This is a genomic window from Streptomyces sp. C1-1, assembly GCF_050214755.1.
Lineage (GTDB): Bacteria > Actinomycetota > Actinomycetes > Streptomycetales > Streptomycetaceae > Streptomyces.
The window spans coordinates 2,299,981-2,317,278 of sequence record NZ_CP189826.1; the positions used below are offsets into that span (position 1 = coordinate 2,299,981).

Annotated in this window: 17 protein-coding genes and 3 pseudogenes; 4 read left to right on the plus strand and 16 right to left on the minus strand. The window is 72.0% G+C overall.

Translation table 11 applies throughout. The annotated features are described in order from the left end of the window. Positions 1–2: 2 nt before the first annotated feature. The 4 genes from ACQF4J_RS10510 to ribA form a co-directional block, all read right to left on the minus strand. The gene (locus ACQF4J_RS10510; RefSeq protein ID WP_351571992.1) at positions 3–1,154 is read right to left on the minus strand and encodes a saccharopine dehydrogenase family protein; all 1,152 of its coding nucleotides are present in this window, start codon (positions 1,152–1,154) and stop codon (positions 3–5) included. After that, a complete protein-coding gene (locus tag ACQF4J_RS10515) occupies positions 1,147–2,208 on the minus strand; it encodes a saccharopine dehydrogenase (protein WP_351571998.1) in 1,062 nt (353 codons plus the stop codon). Before ACQF4J_RS10515 ends, ACQF4J_RS10510 begins: the two co-directional genes overlap by 8 nt. Then, positions 2,205–3,350 (minus strand): NAD(P)/FAD-dependent oxidoreductase, encoded by a 1,146-nt coding sequence (locus ACQF4J_RS10520; RefSeq protein WP_351572002.1) that lies wholly within the window; start codon positions 3,348–3,350, stop codon positions 2,205–2,207. Before ACQF4J_RS10520 ends, ACQF4J_RS10515 begins: the two co-directional genes overlap by 4 nt. Before the next feature lie 69 nt (positions 3,351–3,419). Continuing rightward, positions 3,420–4,079, minus strand: coding sequence for a GTP cyclohydrolase II (gene ribA, locus ACQF4J_RS10525; RefSeq protein WP_142144155.1), 660 nt, complete (start codon positions 4,077–4,079; stop codon positions 3,420–3,422). A 38-nt stretch (positions 4,080–4,117) separates the two neighbouring features. Between ribA and ACQF4J_RS10530 the strand changes: the two genes are divergently transcribed. Beyond that, entirely contained in the window at positions 4,118–4,882 is a 765-nt protein-coding gene (locus ACQF4J_RS10530) for a creatininase family protein (RefSeq protein WP_351805816.1), read from the plus strand. Positions 4,883–4,968: 86 nt separating this feature from the next. Here ACQF4J_RS10530 and ACQF4J_RS10535 read toward each other — a convergent pair. From ACQF4J_RS10535 to ACQF4J_RS10555, 5 genes and pseudogenes are all read right to left on the minus strand, one after another. Then, a pseudogene (locus tag ACQF4J_RS10535) lies at positions 4,969–6,066 on the minus strand (lysylphosphatidylglycerol synthase transmembrane domain-containing protein); the annotation flags it as partial. After that, on the minus strand, positions 6,063–7,226 hold the full coding sequence (locus ACQF4J_RS10540; RefSeq protein ID WP_351572008.1) for a class I SAM-dependent methyltransferase: 1,164 nt from the start codon (positions 7,224–7,226) through the stop codon (positions 6,063–6,065). The gene ACQF4J_RS10540 and the pseudogene ACQF4J_RS10535, both read right to left, overlap by 4 nt. Continuing rightward, positions 7,223–8,413 carry a glycosyltransferase family 4 protein gene (locus ACQF4J_RS10545; protein WP_351805818.1) on the minus strand — a complete coding sequence of 397 codons (1,191 nt, stop codon included), beginning with the start codon at positions 8,411–8,413 and terminating at the stop codon, positions 7,223–7,225. Before ACQF4J_RS10545 ends, ACQF4J_RS10540 begins: the two co-directional genes overlap by 4 nt. Continuing rightward, positions 8,410–8,808 carry a 6-pyruvoyl trahydropterin synthase family protein gene (locus tag ACQF4J_RS10550; protein WP_142144147.1) on the minus strand — a complete coding sequence of 133 codons (399 nt, stop codon included), beginning with the start codon at positions 8,806–8,808 and terminating at the stop codon, positions 8,410–8,412. Before ACQF4J_RS10550 ends, ACQF4J_RS10545 begins: the two co-directional genes overlap by 4 nt. 166 nt (positions 8,809–8,974) lie before the next feature. Next, on the minus strand, positions 8,975–9,955 hold the full coding sequence (locus tag ACQF4J_RS10555) for a zinc-dependent alcohol dehydrogenase (protein WP_351805820.1): 981 nt from the start codon (positions 9,953–9,955) through the stop codon (positions 8,975–8,977). Between the two features lie 106 nt (positions 9,956–10,061). Here ACQF4J_RS10555 and ACQF4J_RS10560 point away from each other — a divergent pair, with 106 nt between their 5' ends. Further along, a complete protein-coding gene (locus ACQF4J_RS10560) occupies positions 10,062–10,838 on the plus strand; it encodes a CDP-alcohol phosphatidyltransferase family protein (RefSeq protein ID WP_351572017.1) in 777 nt (258 codons plus the stop codon). A gap of 170 nt (positions 10,839–11,008) precedes the next feature. On the opposite strand, the gene ACQF4J_RS10565 is transcribed toward ACQF4J_RS10560, so the two are convergent. The 3 genes and pseudogenes from ACQF4J_RS10565 to ACQF4J_RS10575 form a co-directional block, all read right to left on the minus strand. Beyond that, positions 11,009–11,446, minus strand: a complete 438-nt coding sequence (locus ACQF4J_RS10565) for a GNAT family N-acetyltransferase (protein WP_351572020.1) — start codon at positions 11,444–11,446, stop codon at positions 11,009–11,011. A gap of 10 nt (positions 11,447–11,456) precedes the next feature. Continuing rightward, positions 11,457–11,648, minus strand: a pseudogene (locus ACQF4J_RS10570) (MFS transporter); the annotation flags it as partial. A 55-nt stretch (positions 11,649–11,703) separates the two neighbouring features. Then, a pseudogene (locus tag ACQF4J_RS10575) lies at positions 11,704–11,937 on the minus strand (ABC transporter permease subunit); the annotation flags it as partial. 108 nt (positions 11,938–12,045) lie between these two features. Between ACQF4J_RS10575 and ACQF4J_RS10580 the strand changes: the two are divergent. Together ACQF4J_RS10580 and ACQF4J_RS10585 are read left to right on the plus strand one after the other, a co-directional pair. Then, a complete protein-coding gene (locus ACQF4J_RS10580) occupies positions 12,046–12,990 on the plus strand; it encodes an ATP-binding protein (RefSeq protein ID WP_427165519.1) in 945 nt (314 codons plus the stop codon). 49 nt (positions 12,991–13,039) lie between these two features. Further along, positions 13,040–13,432: an SCO5389 family protein gene (locus ACQF4J_RS10585; RefSeq protein WP_351572028.1), complete on the plus strand. Its 393-nt coding sequence runs from the start codon at positions 13,040–13,042 to the stop codon at positions 13,430–13,432. A gap of 58 nt (positions 13,433–13,490) precedes the next feature. On the opposite strand, the gene ACQF4J_RS10590 is transcribed toward ACQF4J_RS10585, so the two are convergent. The 4 genes from ACQF4J_RS10590 to ACQF4J_RS10605 all read right to left on the minus strand — a co-directional run bounded on the left by ACQF4J_RS10590 (position 13,491) and on the right by ACQF4J_RS10605 (position 17,296). Beyond that, on the minus strand, positions 13,491–13,910 hold the full coding sequence (locus tag ACQF4J_RS10590; RefSeq protein ID WP_351572031.1) for a hypothetical protein: 420 nt from the start codon (positions 13,908–13,910) through the stop codon (positions 13,491–13,493). A gap of 155 nt (positions 13,911–14,065) precedes the next feature. Further along, positions 14,066–15,430 (minus strand): GH1 family beta-glucosidase, encoded by a 1,365-nt coding sequence (locus ACQF4J_RS10595; protein ID WP_351572034.1) that lies wholly within the window; start codon positions 15,428–15,430, stop codon positions 14,066–14,068. Positions 15,431–15,459: 29 nt separating this feature from the next. Further along, the gene (locus ACQF4J_RS10600; protein WP_351572059.1) at positions 15,460–16,299 is read right to left on the minus strand and encodes a carbohydrate ABC transporter permease; all 840 of its coding nucleotides are present in this window, start codon (positions 16,297–16,299) and stop codon (positions 15,460–15,462) included. A gap of 7 nt (positions 16,300–16,306) precedes the next feature. Next, positions 16,307–17,296 (minus strand): carbohydrate ABC transporter permease, encoded by a 990-nt coding sequence (locus ACQF4J_RS10605; protein WP_427165520.1) that lies wholly within the window; start codon positions 17,294–17,296, stop codon positions 16,307–16,309. Between the last annotated feature and the right edge of the window lie 2 nt (positions 17,297–17,298).

Below are 17,298 nucleotides of genomic sequence, written 5' to 3' on the forward strand. Positions count from 1 at the left end.
GGCTACGGAGCGAGGCGGAGGGAGAACTCCACTCCCTCCGCCCTCAGTTCGTCCAGCCACTCCTCGGACCGGGCCGCCGTCCCGGCGGCCCGGTTCAGCCCCGCCGGCAGCTCGCCGTCCAGGATGTGCCGGACGCCCAACGCCAGCGGGCGCGACACGCAGCGGGCCATGGCGGACTCCTCCGCGTCCCCCACGAGGTCGAGGAGGTAGCTCCCCGACCAACCCCCCTCCTGCGCCCGCACATCCAGTGACACCGACAGGACGACCCGGTCGCGGTCGGCGTCCGTCGTCGGGTGGCGGGCCGCCAACTCCCGCGCCAGGGCGGCGATCCGCACGTCGTCACCGGCCTTCAGCTCCTCGAACACCGCGTCCCAGGCCCGCAGCCAGCCGTCGAGCCGCAGGGTGCCGCGGACGAAGGACCGCGCCCGCCAGGCGGCCGGAAGCCCGTACTGCTCGACGAAGGGCACGCTGTCGCGGTTGGGGTAGACCTCGAAGGGTTCCCCGTCGAGGACGTGGCTGCGGGTGGCCTCCCACGGGCGGTCGGCGGTGGTCTCGGTCCCGTCCTCGATGTATCGGGCGGGCGAGCGCAGGGCGCCCAGGACGCCGGCGGGGGCCCAGCTGAAGCGGTACCTGAAGTCGTTCGGGACGGCGGGTATGCCCCCGCAGTACGAGGTGAAGGTGTACGACGCCGGGGTGCCGGCGCCGACGGCCGCACCGGCGCGGGCGACCAGGCTGTGGGCGAAGAGGTGGTCGATGCCCGGGTCGAGCCCGGCCTCGGTCAGGACGACCAGGCCGGACCGCCCGGCCGCGGGCACCTGTTCGAGGACGGCGTCCGAGACGTAGCTGGAGCAGGCGAAGTGGGCGCCGCCCGCGACGCAGGCGGCCAGGATTCCGGCGTGCTCCGGCGCGGGCAGCATCGACACGACGATGTCGCCGGGCGCGAGTTCGGCGGTGAGCGCGGGGAGCGAGTAGGCGCGGGGTTCGGCGCGCGCGCCGAGCCCGAGGCGGTCCAGGGCGTCCGCTGCCCGCTGCTCGGTACGGTGCCACAGGCGCACCCGTCCGGCCGTCTCGCACAGCCGGGCCAGACCGCTGCCCGTGGACAGCCCGGCGCCGACCCAGTGGACGGTGCCGGACGCGGTGACCCGCTCAGCCATTGCCGGACTCCCCTTCCGTGCTGCCGAGTTCCCGGCAGGCCTGGTGGAACCGGTCCAGACAGCGTCCCCACGGGCCGCCGACGGAGAACTCCAGCAGCTGAAGCACCAGCGCGGACGAGAAGTCCGTGCTGGACTCCCGCGGCAGCAGGGAGGGCAGGTTGTCGATGGCGATGAGGTCCAGCGGGGGTTCCTTGCGCAGCCGGCGGACCGGCTCGTCCCAGTCCGTGGTGCGGTCGTAGACCGGCAGGACGTTCAGCGGCGAGCCGACGTCGCAGGTGACGTCGCACAGGGTGCGCAGGCGGCGGGCGGGGTCGTCGAGGTCCTGCTCGCGCAGGAAGGGCGGGACCGGCGAGGTGGCGAGGACCGCGTTCACCATGACGTCGTGGGCGAGCAGGGCGGGGCGGTCCAGGGCACGGGTCTCGGCGAGGTCCCAGCAGGTCGGGTCGATCCCGGCGACCTGGAGGGCGACCCGCGCGCCGCGGCCGCTGCGGCCCAGGGCGCCGATCACCAGCGCGGTGAAGTCCTCGTCGCCGTCGGCCCGCCGGAGCCTGTCGTCCAGTTCCTCCTTCGACCCCGGTGTGAGGGGGGCGGCCAGCCTTCCGCGGTGCTGGAGGACGGCCAGGGCGGCGCCCAGGTAGCCCGCCCAGAAACCGAAGGCCGCGAGGCGACGGCCGTCGTCGTCGACCAGGTACTCCAGGTCGAGCAGGGCCCCTCCCCCGGCGGCGAAGCGCCGCAGCAGGGCCTCGGCTCCCGGCTGCCGCTTGTAGGCGTGCCCGAAGAAGATGTGGCGGTGCGGCAACGCGCCCGGCTCGTCCGGGAGTTCCTTCAGTCCGAGGACGACGGCGTCGGCCGGCGCCGACACCCACGAACCCGCGGACGCCACGCCGCAACCCGCCGCCTCGTACTCCTCGATCGGGAAGATCCGCTGCGGGGACTCCTCCACCGTCAGCGTCACCCCCGCCTCGACGAGCCGCCGGGCGTCGGACGGCACGAGCGGCGTGCGGCGTTCGGTCGTACGGGCCTCGTGGCGCAGCCACAGGTGGAGCTCGGTCATACGAGATTGGCCTCCGGGCGCGGGGCGTCGGCCGCGAAGCGGTCGGCGCTCAAGGGGCGGACGTCCACGAAGGGTACGCGGCCCAGGTACAGGTCGCGGATCACCTCGCCGACGGCGGGCCCCTGCAGGAAGCCGTGCCCGGAGAAGCCGGTGGCGTAGAGGAAGCGGGAGACCGAAGTGGCCTCGCCGATCAGCGCGTTGTGGTCGGGGGTGATCTCGTACAGGCCCGCCCAGCCGCCCGTGCGGCGCAGGTCGAGCAGGGCCGGGGCGCGGCGCTGCATGGCCGCGTACAGGGCGGGGATCCAGCGGTCGTGGGTGTCGGTGGCGAAGCCGGGCCGCTCCTCGGGGTCGGACATCCCCAGGAGGAGACCGGGACCCTCGGCGTGGAAGTAGAGGCTGGTGGTGAAGTCGATCGTCATGGGCAGGTCGGGACGCGGCTCGGCGAGGGGTTCGGTGACCGCGATCTGGCGGCGCAGCGGCACCACCGGCAGGTCGACGCCGGCCATCGCGCCGACCGCCCGCGACCAGGGGCCGGCCGCGCAGATCACCGTGTCGGTCGCGACGCGGCCCAGGGTCGTGGACACGGCGGTGATCCGGTCGCCGCGCAGCTCGATGCCGGTGACCTCGGTGTGCCGCAGGACGCGGGCGCCGAGGGTGCGGGCGGCGGAGGCGTAGCCGTGGACGACCGTTTCGGGGGTGCAGTGGCCGTCGTCCGGGGAGAACGCGGCGGCGAGCAGACCGTCGGTGACGATCAACGGGGAGAGCCTGCGGGCCTCCTCCGGTGTGATCATGCGACTGGGCACACCCAGGGAGTTCTGCAGCTCGACGCTGCGCTCGAAGGAGGCGACCTCCTGCGGCGTCGACAGCAGGAACAGGTAGCCGACGCGGTGCAGCCCGATGTCGTACCCGATCTCCTCGTCGAAGCGGCCGAACGCCTCCAGGCTGCGCGCACCGAGCTGGATGTTCAGCTCGTCGGAGAACTGCGCCCGCACTCCGCCGGCCGCTCTCGACGTGGATCCGGAGGCGAGTTCGTCGCGTTCGACGAGGACGACGTCGCGGACACCGGCGGCGGCGAGGTGGTAGGCGATGCTCGCGCCCATCACCCCGCCGCCGATGACGACGGCACTGGCCTGCGTGTTCACCGGCGAGCCTCCCAGGAATGTCGGATCGTCCCTCTTCCTGTCCCCGCTCGCCGGCCCGTAAGCGCGGGTTCAGGACAGGTGGGCCAGGGCGTCCAGGTGCGGCAGCACGTGGTCGAGCCGTTCCCGCTTGGTGCGCAGGTAGGTGATGTTGCTCTCGCACGGCGGGATCAACAGGGGCACGGTCTCGGCGACTTCGATGCCGTGCTCCACCAACGCCTCGCGCTTGCGCGGGTTGTTGGACATCAGGCGCACGGAGTTGACGCCCAGGTCGTGCAGGATGCCGGCGGCGACCCCGTAGTCGCGGGCGTCCACCGGCAGCCCGAGCGCGAGGTTGGCCTCGACCGTGTCCAGGCCCTCCGCCTGCAGGGCCATCGCGCGCAGCTTGGCGAGAAGACCGATCCCGCGGCCCTCGTGGCCCCGCAAGTAGACGACAATGCCGCTGCCTTCGGCGACCACGGCCTTCAGCGCGGACGCCAGCTGGTCGCCGCACTCGCAGTGCTGGGAGCCGAACGCGTCACCCGTCAGGCACTCGGAATGCAGCCGGGTCAGGACATCGTCCGTGCCGATCTCACCGTGGACGAGGGCGACTTGTTCGTCACCGCGATCGTGATCGATGTAACCGACCGCCCGGAATTGTCCGTACACCGTGGGCAGCGGGGCATTCACTATGCGTTCCACACCGGTGCGCTTCGCGGTCTTCTTGCCGAGTACCCCGATTTTATCTGTCATGATTCGATTCCTAAGCAGAGACGAAAGGCCGTGAAGAAATGAGTGGTTCGGGCGCGCGTACGGCGGCGGACGGGCTGGTGCCGGCGGACACTACGGAAGAGGTACGGACCAGGGCGGCGGGTGTCTCAACACAGGTCGCGGTCCTTCCGGTGGGGAGCTTCGAACAGCACGGTCCGTTCCTTCCGCTGGCGACCGACACGCTGGTCGCCTGTGCAGTGGCCCGGGAGATCGCCGCGGCGTACCCGGTGCACCTCCTCCCGCCGGTCACGATCTCCTGCTCGCACGAGCACGCGGGCTGGCCCGGGACCGTCAGCATCTCCTCTGTGACCCTTCATGCGGTGGTGAGTGACATCGCGCAGTCCCTGCGCCGCTCCGGCGTCGACGCCCTGGTGGTGGTCAACGGGCACGGCGGAAACTACGTGCTGGGCAACGTCGTTCAGGAATCCTCCGCCCGCGGCGAGCGTATGGCGCTCTTCCCGGCCGCGGAGGACTGGGAGGCGGCGCGGCAGCGGGCGGGGGTGACCACCTCGCTGCTGACCGACATGCACGCGGGAGAAATCGAGACCTCCATCCTTCTGCACGCCCACCCGGAATTTCTCCGGCCCGGTTACGAGACCTCCGATTTCGTCGCCGACGACCGTCGCCATCTGCTCACCCTCGGGATGTCCGGCTATACCGATTCGGGAGTCATCGGACGGCCTTCGCTGGGTTCCGCGGAAAAGGGGAAGGAACTGCTGGCGAGCCTCGCTGATTCCTTCGGCGCGTATTTCTCGCTCCTCACCTCGGAGGACGGGGACGAATAGCCGGCGCCGGGTTCCGGGACCGTCCCGGAACCCGCCCGCAGCCCCGTGTACCAGCGGGCGACGAGAACGACCGCGCCCGGCAGGGCGGCGACGAAGCTGAGGACGCCGTACACGACGGCGACCGCCACGCCGCTGCTCGCACCCAGTCCGGCCGCGCCGAACGCCCAGGCGGTGACGCCCTCCCGGGGGCCGAAACCGCCGACGTTCAGCGGCAGCCCCATGGCGACCAGTGCCAGCACCGCGAGCGGGATCAGCGCGGCGACGGACGCCGGGGAGCCGGCGACCCGGGCGGCGAGCACGAACATCCCGATGTGACCGGCGAGGACGAGCAGCGAGGAGACGGCGACGCCGGGTCCGTTGCGGCGGGAGAGCAGTCCCTCGCGCGCCTCCGCGAGGGTCGCGCGCAGGGCGCGGCCGCGACGGGAGCCGGCCGTACGGTTCATCCGCAGCGCCAGGACGACGGCCAGCGCGCCGACCGCGGCGAGCAGGACCGGCGGGGCGAAGTTGCGGACCTCGGCGCGCACGGGGGACGGCATCGTCAGCAGCACCGCGGTGCCGACGACGGTCAGCGCGATCTGTCCGGCGACCCGTTCGAGGACGACCGAGCGTACGCCGCGGCCGAGGTCACCGGCGTCCTTGCCGTGCCGCACCGCCCGGTGCACGTCCCCGAGGACACCGCCGGGCAGGGCGGCGTTCAGGAACAGCGCGCGGTAGTAGTCGGCGACGGCCGCCCCGAGCGGGAGCCGCATCTTCAGGCTCCGGGCCACCAGCGCCCAGCGCCAGGCGCTGAGCACGGTGGTGACCACCCCGGTCACGAGCGCCAGCACCAGCGTCGTCGCGTCGATCCGCCGCAGCCCGTCCAGCAGCACACCGGTACCGAGATGCCACAGCAGGGCCCCGAGGATGACGACACCCGCGACGGTCCCGAAGTGGCGGCGCAGCAGCGGGGAGTTGAGCCGGGCCAGGGCGGCCCGCCACCGGGGCGTGCCCTTTGCGGCCGCGGCGCGCTCGTCGGTGAGGGCGAGCTCGTCGGCCCGCGCCCGCAGGGCCGACTCCCGCGCCGCGAGACAGGCGGCCCCGTCGTCCCACACCTCGACCACGACGGAAGCGGCCCCGGCAGCCGCCGACACGACGGCGCCCTCGGCGCGAGGGCTCACCGGTGTCCTCACCGTCTCCACGCTCATGACGCCCCGCCCGTCGGGCGGGACATCGCCAGGAGGTCGCTGTGGTGGACGGTGACGTGCAGTTCGCCGGCCTCGCAGGCGGCCAGGCGGTCGCGCAGATACCGTTCTGCACGCGCTGCCAGCTCGGGACGTTCCTCCACGGCCGCGCCGACCCAGCCGCGCAGCCACTGGGCCGTCAGCTCGGCCTCGCCGGGGCCGAGCCGCCAGGGGCTCGGGTTGACGCGTACCGTGGCGCCCCGTTCCGAGAAGGCCTCGCAGGCGATGTTGACCGCGTCCGGGCCGAGCATGCCGTCGCGGCGCTGGTGGGCGTTGAACGCCTCGGTGATCTCCGCGTCCATCGGGTCGGACGGGGAGAGTTCGACGCGGCCGGCGACGGAGAGCGTCAGCAGGGCCGGGCAGCCCGCCCCCGTGCAGGCGTCGGCCAGCGTCTCCAGCTCCTCGCGGGTGAGGACGTCGAGAAGAGCGGAGGCGGTCACCAGGGAGGCGCCGGCCAGACCGTCGGCGGTGAGCCGGGCGATGTCACCGCGGCGGGTCTCCACCGAGACCCTGCTGCCGTCGGCGGCGGACCGCGGCGAGGCGACGGCGGCGAAGTGCAGCAGGTACGGGTCGCGGTCGTGCAGGACCCAGTGCTGGGCGCCGTCGAGGCGGGAGGCCAGCCAGCGGCCCATCGAGCCGGTGCCGCAGCCCAGGTCGTGGATGACCAGCCCGGCCTTGCCCGGCAGGTTGGCGAGCCGGATGCGCAGCGTGTCCAGCAGGTCGTGCGAGCGCGCGGCGGCGTCGGCGGGTTCGCGCAGCTCCAGCCACTCGGGGGCGTAGCGCGGGGGCTCGTCCGGCCCGGTCTCGCGCAGGCGTACGGTGGCGCGCTCGCCGGGCCGGGCGGGACCGGCTCCGGGGATCACGGAACCGGCGCCGAGCGCCGTCGGGCCTGTGCCCGGCGAACCTCCGGCCGCGAGACCGCCGCCCGCTCCGGGGCCGTCCGTGCCCTGCGTGCCCTGCGCCACGGAACCCACCGCCTTCGCCTCGCGTGCCCCGGCCTCCGTGGGCACATCCGCCGTCCGTGTCACCATCTGCCGACCCTCCCCCACCGTCTCCCGCATGTCCCTCGGCCCCGGCTGCGCCGGGACCTTCCCCCCGGTCTGCGCCGGTACGGTCCTGTTCATGCCGCCCTCCCGGGCTCGCTCGGCAGCCGGCCCAGTACTCCGGCGAGGCTGCGGGCCGTGGTCGCCCAGCCGTCCAGGGCGGCCCGCCGGCCCCGGGCCGCGGCCTTCAGCCGACGCCGTACGTCGGCCTCGCCGAACCAGCCGCGCAGTTCGGCGGCGAGGGCGGCGGGGTCCTCCGGCGGCACGAGAATGCCGGGCACGCCGCCGTCGGGGGCGCGGCCGACCGCCTCGGGCAGGCCGCCGACGTCCGTCGCGAGCACGGGGATGCCGCGCGCGAGGGCCTCGGTCACGGCCATGCCGTACGTCTCCGCGTAGGAGGTGAGGACCATGAGGTCGGCGGAGTTGTAGCTGGCGTCGAGCTCGGCGCCGGCCTGCGGGCCGGCGAGGTGGATGCGGTCCTGAAGACCGTGCTCCCTGATGAGCTGCCGCAGCTCGGCGACGTACTCCGGGTCGTGCCCGAGCCCGCCCACGCACACGCAGCTCCACGGCAGTTCGGCCGCCGCCGCCAGCGCCTGCACCAGCCGGTGCTGGCCCTTGCGCGGGGTGACGGCGGCGACGCACAGCAGCCGCGAGACCCCGTCGGTGCCGGAGGCCAGGGGCGCGATGTCGGCGCCGGGGGCGGCGACATGGACCCGCTCGGGGGCGAGGCCGTGGTGGGAGACGAGCCGGCGGACCGCCCAGTCGCTGGTGGCGATCACGGCGGGCACGGCCCGCAGCACGACCCGCTCCTTGGCGTCCAGCTCGGCGGCCACCGCGGGCTCCAGGCCCGTCTCGTCACCGAGCGGCAGATGCACCAGCACGGCGAGGCTGAGCCGTTCCGTCTCCGGTACGACGATCTCGGGCACCCCGCAGGCGACCAGTCCGTCCAGCAGGACGACCGTCCCGTCCGGCAGCTCCCGCAGGACGCGGGCGAGTTCCGCGCGGGCCGCCGCCCCCGGCCGGGGCCACTCCCCGGCCACGGCGTGCTTGTGCACCTGCCAGCCGAAGCCCGGCAGGTCCAGGCTCACGCGCCGGTCGTAGGCGTTGCCGCCGCTCGGCGCCGCCGGGTCGTCGACGCCGCCCGGCATCACGAAGTGCACGGAGCGCAGGGACATGGGGATGATCTCGGCGTTCTTCAGCGCGGAGTGCTGGACGGGGACGTATCCGAGTGCCGGATGCGCCGTCTTCTCCAGGGTCACGTCGGTCACAGGGCACGCTCGTAACTCGCCCAGGCGATGTGCGACTCGTGCAGGGTGACGGTGATCCCGGCGATGCCCTTGGCGCCCTCGCCGAGGGCGCCCTTCTCGATGCGGTCCGCGAGCCGGTCGGCGATGACCTTGGCCAGGAACTCCGTGGAGGTGTTGGTCCCGGCGAACTCGGGTTCGTTGTCGAGGTTTCTGTAGTTCAGCTCGCTGACGACGGCGCCGAGTTCCTGGGTGGCCAGTCCGATGTCGACGACGATGTTGTCGTCGTCCAGCTGCTCGCGCCGGAAGGTGGCGTCCACCAGGAACGTCGCTCCGTGCAGGCGCTGCGCGGGTCCGAAGACCTCGCCGCGGAAGCTGTGGGCGATCATGATGTGATCGCGGACGGTGACACTGAACAACGGACGACCCTCCAGGTGCGGCGCGTCTGGCCCCCCGGCAGTCGGCCGCCGGGGGATGCCGTGTAGTACGGCTCTTCGGTTGCCCGCGTTCAGCCGTCCCTCACTCTTTTCTCAGGTCAGGCGGTCTTGCCCGGCCCCGAAAGTCGTCCCGGATTGGACGACTGCGTCAGACTGTGTCCTCGTACCGGATCCGGTGGCAGAGCGCGGGCAGCTCCCCTGAGGCCAGCCTGGGCATCAGGTCCGGCAGTTCGTCGAAGGCGGACTCGCCGGTGACGAGGGCATCGAGCGCCGGGTCGGCGAGCAGTTCCAGGGCGAGGGCGAGCCGGTCGGCGTAGCTCCGCCCGGCGCGCCGGGGGGAGACGGTACCGACCTGGCTGGAGCGGATGACGAGCCGCCGGGAGTGGAAGGCCTCGCCGAGCGGGAGGGAGACCTTCCGGTCGCCGTACCAGCTGAGTTCGATCACCGTGCCCTCGGCGGTGAGCAGTTCGAGGGAGCGGGCGAGCCCCTGCTCGGTGGCGCTGGCGTGCACGACGAGGTCCCGCTCGCCGTGGGCGTCCGAGGGCAGGGCGAAGTCGACGCCGAGGGCCTGGGCGACCTTGGCGCGGGCGGGATCGGCGTCCACGAGCTGCACCTTGGCGCCCGGGAAGCGCGCGAGCAGCGCGGCCACCGAGCAGCCGACCATGCCGCCGCCCACGACGGCGATCCGGTCGCCGATCAGGGGCGCGGCGTCCCAGAGGGCGTTGACGGCGGTCTCCATGGTGCCGGCGAGGACGGCGCGCTCGGCGGGCACGGTGTCGGGGACGACGGTGACGGCGCTGGCGGGTACGACGTACCGGGTCTGGTGCGGGTAGAGGCAGAACACGGTCCGCCCGGCCAGCCCGTCGGGTCCCTCCTCCACCACTCCCACGTTGAGGTAGCCGTACTTCACGGGGGCCGGGAAGTCGCCTTCCTGGAAGGGGGCCCGCATGGCCGCGTGCTGGCTCTCGGGGACTCCGCCCCGGAAGACGAGCGTCTCCGTCCCACGGCTCACTCCGGAGAACAGCGAGCGCACCAGCACCTCGTCCCCCGCGGGTTCCGGCAGTTCGACGTCCCGTATCCGGCCCTCGCCCGGGCGATCCAGCCAGAACGCGCGTGCGACACGGTTCATCGACGTCCTCCTGAACGATCGGGAAGTGGTTCACGTACCGAGGTGTGCACAGGCCGCGCACAGTACGCGGCGTGATCGACTCTGTCATATGGCCGGAGGGTGTGCGGTGGCCCTGAACAACACTTACGACGCAAGGCTGGTCCAGCAGGAGACCGCTGTGGGAGCGGGCGTACAGATCCTGTTGCTGGCCCTGCTCGGTACGGCGATCGGCCTGGGGCCGGCGGGCTGGCTGACCGGCCTCGCCTTCGCCGTCGCCACATGGGCGGTGCTCTCCAGGGCGCTGCACCGCACCCGGCCGCGCTCCTTCGGCCCGGCGAACCGGGTGACGCTCGGCCGCGCGACCCTGGTCGGGGGGGTGACCGCCCTGGTCGCGGACTCCTTCGAGAGCTCGCCGCCGGTCACCGTCTTCGTCGGTCTCACGGCCGTCGCGCTGATCCTCGACGGTGTGGACGGCAAGGTGGCCCGCGCGACGGGGACCTCCACGCCTCTGGGCGCCCGCTTCGACATGGAGGTGGACGCGTTCCTGATCCTGGTACTGAGCGTGTACGTCTCCATGCAGGAGGGCCCGTGGGTGCTGCTGATCGGCGGCATGCGCTACGGGTTCGTGGCGGCGGCCCGCGTCTACCCGTGGCTGAACGCCCCGCTGCCCCCGAGCATGGCCCGCAAGACGGTGGCCGCGATGCAGGGCGTCTGCCTTCTCCTGGCCGCCTCCGGCTACCTCCCCGCAGCAGCCTCCTTCGGCGTCACGGCCCTCGCCCTCGCCTCCCTGACCTGGTCCTTCGCCCGCGACATCCACTACCTCCACCAGGCGTCCCGCGTCCGCCAGGCAGAGGTCGAGGAAATGCTGGAACTGGCAGCTGAACGAGAGCCGGTGGCGTCCTGATCCCCGGCCCGGGCCACGGCACCGCCCTGAGCGCCGACACTGCACATGGTGCCGCCCTGAGCGCCGGCTCGGGAGACGGTGGCGCGCCCTGAGCGCCGGCACGGGAGACGGTGGCGCGCCCTGAGCGCCGGCACGCGAGACGGTGGCGCCCTGAGCGCCGGCGCGTCTCCTCATCCCTCGATCGGGTACCGGTACACGGTCGATCCCCGCCGCTGGAAGCCGAGCCGCTCGTAGAGCCGGTTCGCCGCCTCCCGGTCCGGGCGGGAGGTGAGGTCGACGGTGCGGGCTCCGGCCTCGCGGGCCAGTCCCAGCGCCTGTTCCATCAGCAGCCCGGCGATCCCGTGACCTCGCGCCGCAGCGTCGACGATCACGTCCTCGACCCGGGCGCGCAGACCGGACGGCAGCGGCACCATCGACAGGGTCAGGGCGCCCACGATGTCGTGCTCGGCGCGGGCGACGAGGACGGTGTTCGTGTCGGACGCCAGGATGCGGGCGAGGGCCCGGGCGTCGAGCGGCAGCGCGGAACGGGACAGTTGCGGCAGCAGACGCCCGAAGGCGTCGACGAGCTCCTGGTCCGCTTCCCGGGCGGGCTCCACCTGGATCTTCATGGCGGCGAGCCTATCGGCGTGGCAGTGGTCCGATCGCGGCGAGCGGCACGGTCGCCGGCGCCGGCGCCGGCCATGGCACCGCCGGCGGCGGGTGGGCGTCCAGCAGGGTGCCGGTCGCGGTGCTGCCGAGCAGCACGATCAGGCCGGATGCCGAGCACAACGCGCCCGTGTAGAGCCCGAGTCGGCCTTCCTCCGCGAGGTCAGCAGGCGGAGCAGTGGGGTGAGGCGGGTGCCGCTGCCCTCGGCCCGTGGCGAACTCACTCCGCCCTCGCCGACTCCCGTGCGGGCGAGGGCTTTTCCAGGGCGGCTTCCGTCGTACGGCGCCATGGTCGTCGTACTCCCCCGGCCGCGCTCACCGCCGGCGCGCCGAGCAGCGCGAGGACGGCGGCCGGGGCGAGGACCGCCCAGGGCGCGCGCTCGGCCTAGGGCTGGTTCTCGGCGAGCAGCAGCCCCCATTCGGGGGAGGGCGGCTGGGCGCCAAGACCTAGGAAGGCCGGGTCGGTGCAGTCCGCCTTGGTCATCGCGATTTGACAGAACCTCGGGAGTTGCCTACAACCTAGCGACATGACATTCATTTTCAAAACCGGATCGAGCCGGTAGTGCGGGTGGCGTTCGTCGGCAAGGGCGGCAGCGGAAAGACCACCCTGTCCGCGCTCTTCGCCCGCCATCTGCTGGCTTCCGGGGCTCCCGTGCTCGCCGTCGACGGCGACATCAACCAGCACCTCGCCGAGGCGCTGGGTCACGACGGCCCCTTCGCCGCCCCGCCGCTAGGGGCCCACCTCACCGGGATCAAGGACTACCTGCGCGGCACGAACCCCCGTATCGCCTCCGCCGGTTCCATGGTCAAGACCACACCTCCGGGCCGCGGCTCCCGTCTGCTGCGCCTGCTCGGCGACGACGAACTGCACACACGGCACGTCCGGCGCGCGGGCGGGATCCCGCTGATGGTGACGGGCGAGTTCGACGAGAGCGACCTGGGGGTGGCCTGCTACCACTCCAAACTCGGCGCGGTCGAGCTGTACCTGGGACACCTGGTGGACGGTCCCGGCGAGTACGTCGTCGTCGACATGACGGCGGGCGCGGACGCGTTCGCCTCGGGCCTGTTCACGCGCTTCGACCTCACGTTCCTGGTGGTGGAGCCGACACGCAAGGGCATCTCGGTGTACCGCCAGTACCGCGACCACGCCCGGGAGTTCGGAATCCGCGTCGCGGTCGTCGGCAACAAGGTGAGCGGCGAGGACGACGTGCTCTTCCTCAAGGAGCAGGTGGGCGACGACCTCCTGACCCACCTGGCCCACTCGCCCTGGGTCCGGGCGAACGAACAGGGCCGTGCGCAGGGCGAGTTGGAGGAGCACAACCGTCACGCCCTGAACGTTCTGCGGGCGGCGGTGGACGCCCGCCCCAAGGACTGGGACACCCTGCACCGCCACGCCGTCGAGTTCCACCTCCGCAACGCCCGCGCGTGGGCGGACCGCGCCACGGGCGAGGACCTGGCCCGCCAGATCGACCCGGAGTTCGTGCCGGGCCCGTCCGCAATGACCTGACCGAACCACCCCTCACTCACACGCACCGCCGACCAGAACGGAAACCCCCATGTCTCTCGACGTCTCCCCCGAACTCCTCGCCGAGGCCGAGTCCGGTGACCTCCGCGAGCAGGACTTCGTGGCCACCGTCCGCACGTCCCTCCCCTACGCCTACGACCTCATCGCCTCCCTGGCGGCCGAACTCGGCTCCGGCACGGCAGAGTTCGCCGACAACCAGACCCCGCCGCCGTCGGAGACCGAACGCGGGCAGCTGCTGCGCGCCCTGGCCAGCAACGCGATCCGGGGCAGCCTGGAACGCCACTTCGCCATCGAACTGGCCTTCCAGAACTGCCACCGCGTGGCGGCGTTCCGCCCGGGCGCACGGGACGGCGAGACCTACGGCCGGTTCACCTCCCCGCGCTCCCAGGTACTGAACCAGTCACCGGAGTTCAGGGACTGCTGACCGCCCGGACAGCAGGACGGGCCGGGCGGTGAGACCGCCCGGCCCGTGTCGCTCATCCTCAGGTGAGGTTGCTGACCCACCCGGAGCAGGTGCCCGCGGTGATCGTCTTGGTGCTCCAGTGCCCCAGACAGATACGGAAGCGGATGGTGGCGTCCTCGGTGAAGTCCTTGTTCTTGTAGCGGTAGGTGGAGGCGCCGTCGGCGTTGAAGATGCTGCCCCAGCGGCTCCCCACCTCCCAGTCCACGACCGCGGAGGAGCCGTCCGGGTTCCCGTCGTAGACCGAGAACCAGTCGCCGGGAGGCGAGAAGCAGGCCTGGTAGACGATGCCGCCGTCCTCCATCTTGTTGGCGCACTTCACCCACTCGACCTCATTGGCGTACGTGGTGGCGGTCGCGCGCTCGATCTCACCGGCGGCGGCGTTCGCCTGCGTGACGGTGAGGAGAAGGGCGGCGGAGACGGTGCCCCCGACGGCACTCATTCGCTTGAGGCGACGGCTCTTGATCACACGGTTCCTTCTGTGGGAGGTGTCCAACAAGGCTTCGTTGAAGCCGAGTTGGCGAGTTCTTGACTTTAGCCGCTGAAGGATGTGCCGATCAAGCATATGTTCGATATTGCCGCCCGCGCCGTCCCGGCTCAGGCGGCCCGCGAGGACCTCCCTCGGTGGGTCCGGATGATGTCCGCGTACCGGTGTCCCGTGCCCTTGATCGTGCGCTTCTGGGTCTCGTAGTCGACGTGGACCAGGCCGAACCGCTTGTCGTAGCCGTAGGCCCACTCGAAGTTGTCCAGCAGGGACCAGGCGAAGTAGCCGGCCAGCGGGGCGCCCTTGCGGACGGCCGAGGCGCAGGCGGCGAGGTGGCGCTCGAGGTAGTCCTGGCGCTCCGGGTCGTCGACGGTCCCGTCGGGGCGTACGACGTCCGGGTAGGCGGAGCCGTTCTCGGTGACGTAGAGGCGGCGGATCGGGTATTCGTCGGTGAGGCGCAGCAGGAGCGCCTCGATGCCGTTCGCGTCGATCTCCCAGTCCATGCCGGTGCGCGGGACGCCGAGGCGGCGCACGGAACGGACGTGGGGCGCCGGGGCCGAGGGGTCGTCGGCGACGGTGGACGGCATGTAGTAGTTCAGGCCGTGCCAGTCGAGCGGCGCGGCGACCCTCGCCAAGTCGCCTTCTCGTTCGGGCAGTTCGACCCCGTACACCTCGCGCATGTCGGCCGGGAAGCCGCGGCCGTACACCGGGTCCAGCCACCAGCGGTTGATGTGGCCGTCCTGCCGGCGGGCTGCCGCCACGTCCTCGTCGCGGTCGGTGGCGGCGTGCACCGTGGAGAGGTTGGTGACGATGCCGACCTGGGCGGACGGTGCCGCGGCGCGGATCGCGTCGACGGCGAGGCCGTGACCGAGCAGCAGGTGGTAGGAGGCGCGGACGGCGGCCGTCAGGTCGGTCAGGCCCGGGGCCATCCTGCCTTCCAGGTGGCCGATCCAGGCCGAGCAGAGCGGTTCGTTGAGCGTCGCCCAGTGGGAGACGCGGTCGCCGAGGCGTTCGGCGACGACGGAGGCGTACTCGGCGAACGCCAGCGCGGTGTCCCGCTCGGGCCAGCCACCGCGGTCCTGGAGGGCCTGCGGCAGGTCCCAGTGGTAGAGGGTGACGGACGGGGTGATGTCCGCCTCCAGCAGGGCGTCGATCAACTCGTCGTAGAAGGCAAGGCCCTTGGGGTTCACCGGGCCGTCGCCGCCGGGCAGCACCCGCGGCCAGGCGACCGACAACCGGTAGGCGTTGGTGCCCAGTCGGCGCATCAGACCGATGTCCTCGCGCCAGCGGTGGTAGTGGTCGCAGGCGACGTCGCCGTTGTCGTTGCCGGCGACCTTGCCGGGCGTGTGGGAGTAGGTGTCCCAGATCGAGGGGGCCCGGCCGTCCTCCGCGGCGGCTCCCTCGATCTGGTACGCCGCTGTGGCCGTGCCCCACAGGAAGTCGTGGGGGAAGGCGGCGAGGTCGATGCGGTCGGACACGGAAGTCCTCTCAAGGCGATGGGAGTTGGTCACTTCACGGCTCCCGCCGTCAGCCCGGCGACGAGATAGCGCTGCAGCAGCAGGAAGCCGGCGACCACCGGCACGCTGACGACCAGCGAGGCGGCCATGATCTGGTTCCAGTACACGTCGTTGAGCGTGGAGTAGCCCTGGAGGCCGACGGCGAGGGTACGGGTGGTGTCGTTGGTCATGACGGAGGCGAACAGCACCTCGCCCCAGGCGGTCATGAAGGCGTAGACGGCGACCGCGACGATGCCGGGGATCGCGGCCGGCACGACCACCCGGAACAGTGCGCCGAGCGGACCGCAGCCGTCCACCAGCGCCGCCTCGTCCAGGTCGCGCGGCACCGAGTCGAAGTACCCGATCAGCATCCAGATGGAGAACGGCAGGGAGAAGGTCAGGTAGGTCAGGATCAGGCCGCCGCGGGAGCCGAACAGGGCGATGCCGGTGGCGTTGCCGATGTTGACGTAGAGGAGGAACAGCGGCAGCAGGAAGAGGATGCCCGGGAACATCTGCGTCGACAGCACGGTGACCGTGAAGACGCGCTTGCCGCGGAAGCTGTAGCGGCTGACTGCGTACGCGGCGAACACCGCGATCACCACCGAGCAGAGGGTCGCCGCGCCCGCCACGATCAGCGAGTTGGCGAAGTAGCGGGCCAGCGGGACCGTCGACCAGATGTCGATGTAAGGGCGGATCGTCAGACCGCTGGGCACCCACCGGAACTTGCCGGTGACGTCCGCGAGCGGCTTGAGCGAGCTGGAGACCATCACGTACACCGGGACCAGCACGAAGCCGGTGAGCAGGGTGAGGAAGACCCGGCGCGACCAGAGGAACGAACTCGGGGGTGCCATGGGGGACTTAGACATCGCCGGTCCTCCGTCCGCGCGTGGTGAGCACCAGGTACACGCCTGTCACGACGAGCAGGAACAGCAGCAGCAGGACGGACATCGCGGAGCCGGTGCCGAAGTTCCAGGTGACGAACGAGGCTTGGTAGATGTGCACGGAGATGAGGTCCGCGGCCTCGGGTGCGGACTTGCCGAACAGGACGTAGGGGGTGTTGAAGTCGTTGAACGTCCACAGGAACAGGACCAGCAGCAGGACCTGGTTGACCGGGCGCAGCGACGGCAGGGTGATGCGGCGGATCTGCTGCCACATCCCGGCGCCGTCCAGGGCCGCGGCCTCGTACAGCTCCGCGGGGATGTTCTGCAGGCCGGCCATGACGATGAGGAAGGCGAAGGGCCAGCCCTTCCACACCGACACCGTCAGCAGGGCGTAGAAGCTGTTGTCGCCGATCAGCCAGAACGACGGCTTGTCGGTGAGGTGGAGCTGGTCGTGCAGGACGTGGTTCACCAGGCCGTTGTCGTGCTGGAACATGAACACCCAGGTGATGACGGCCGCGTAGACCGGCAGGGCGTACGGCACCAGGAACAGCGCCCGCAGCAGGCCGCGGCCGGTGAAGGTGTCCTGCATGTAGATCGCGGCCGCGGTGCCGATCAGCCAGCACAGGCCGACGGAGAGCAGGGTGAAGGCGACGGTGACGAAGAAGGAGTGCAGCAGCGCCTCGCCGACCGGGGCGTCGAAGTCCACCGACACCTTGTAGTTGCCGAGGCCGGACCAGGGCGCGGTGCCCCAGTCGCGGATGTAGAACTGCGTGAGCTCCTTGAAGCTCATCACGATGCCGATCACCATCGGCACCAGGTGGACCAGGAGTTCGAGGATCAGGGCGGGCAGGAGCAGCAGGTACGGGAGTCCGGCGCGGCGGATCCGCCCGGTGCGGCGACGCGGTTCGCGCGTCGCCGCACCGGCGGGACTCCCCCTCAGTGGCTCCTTGAGGGTGGTGGTGGTCATCG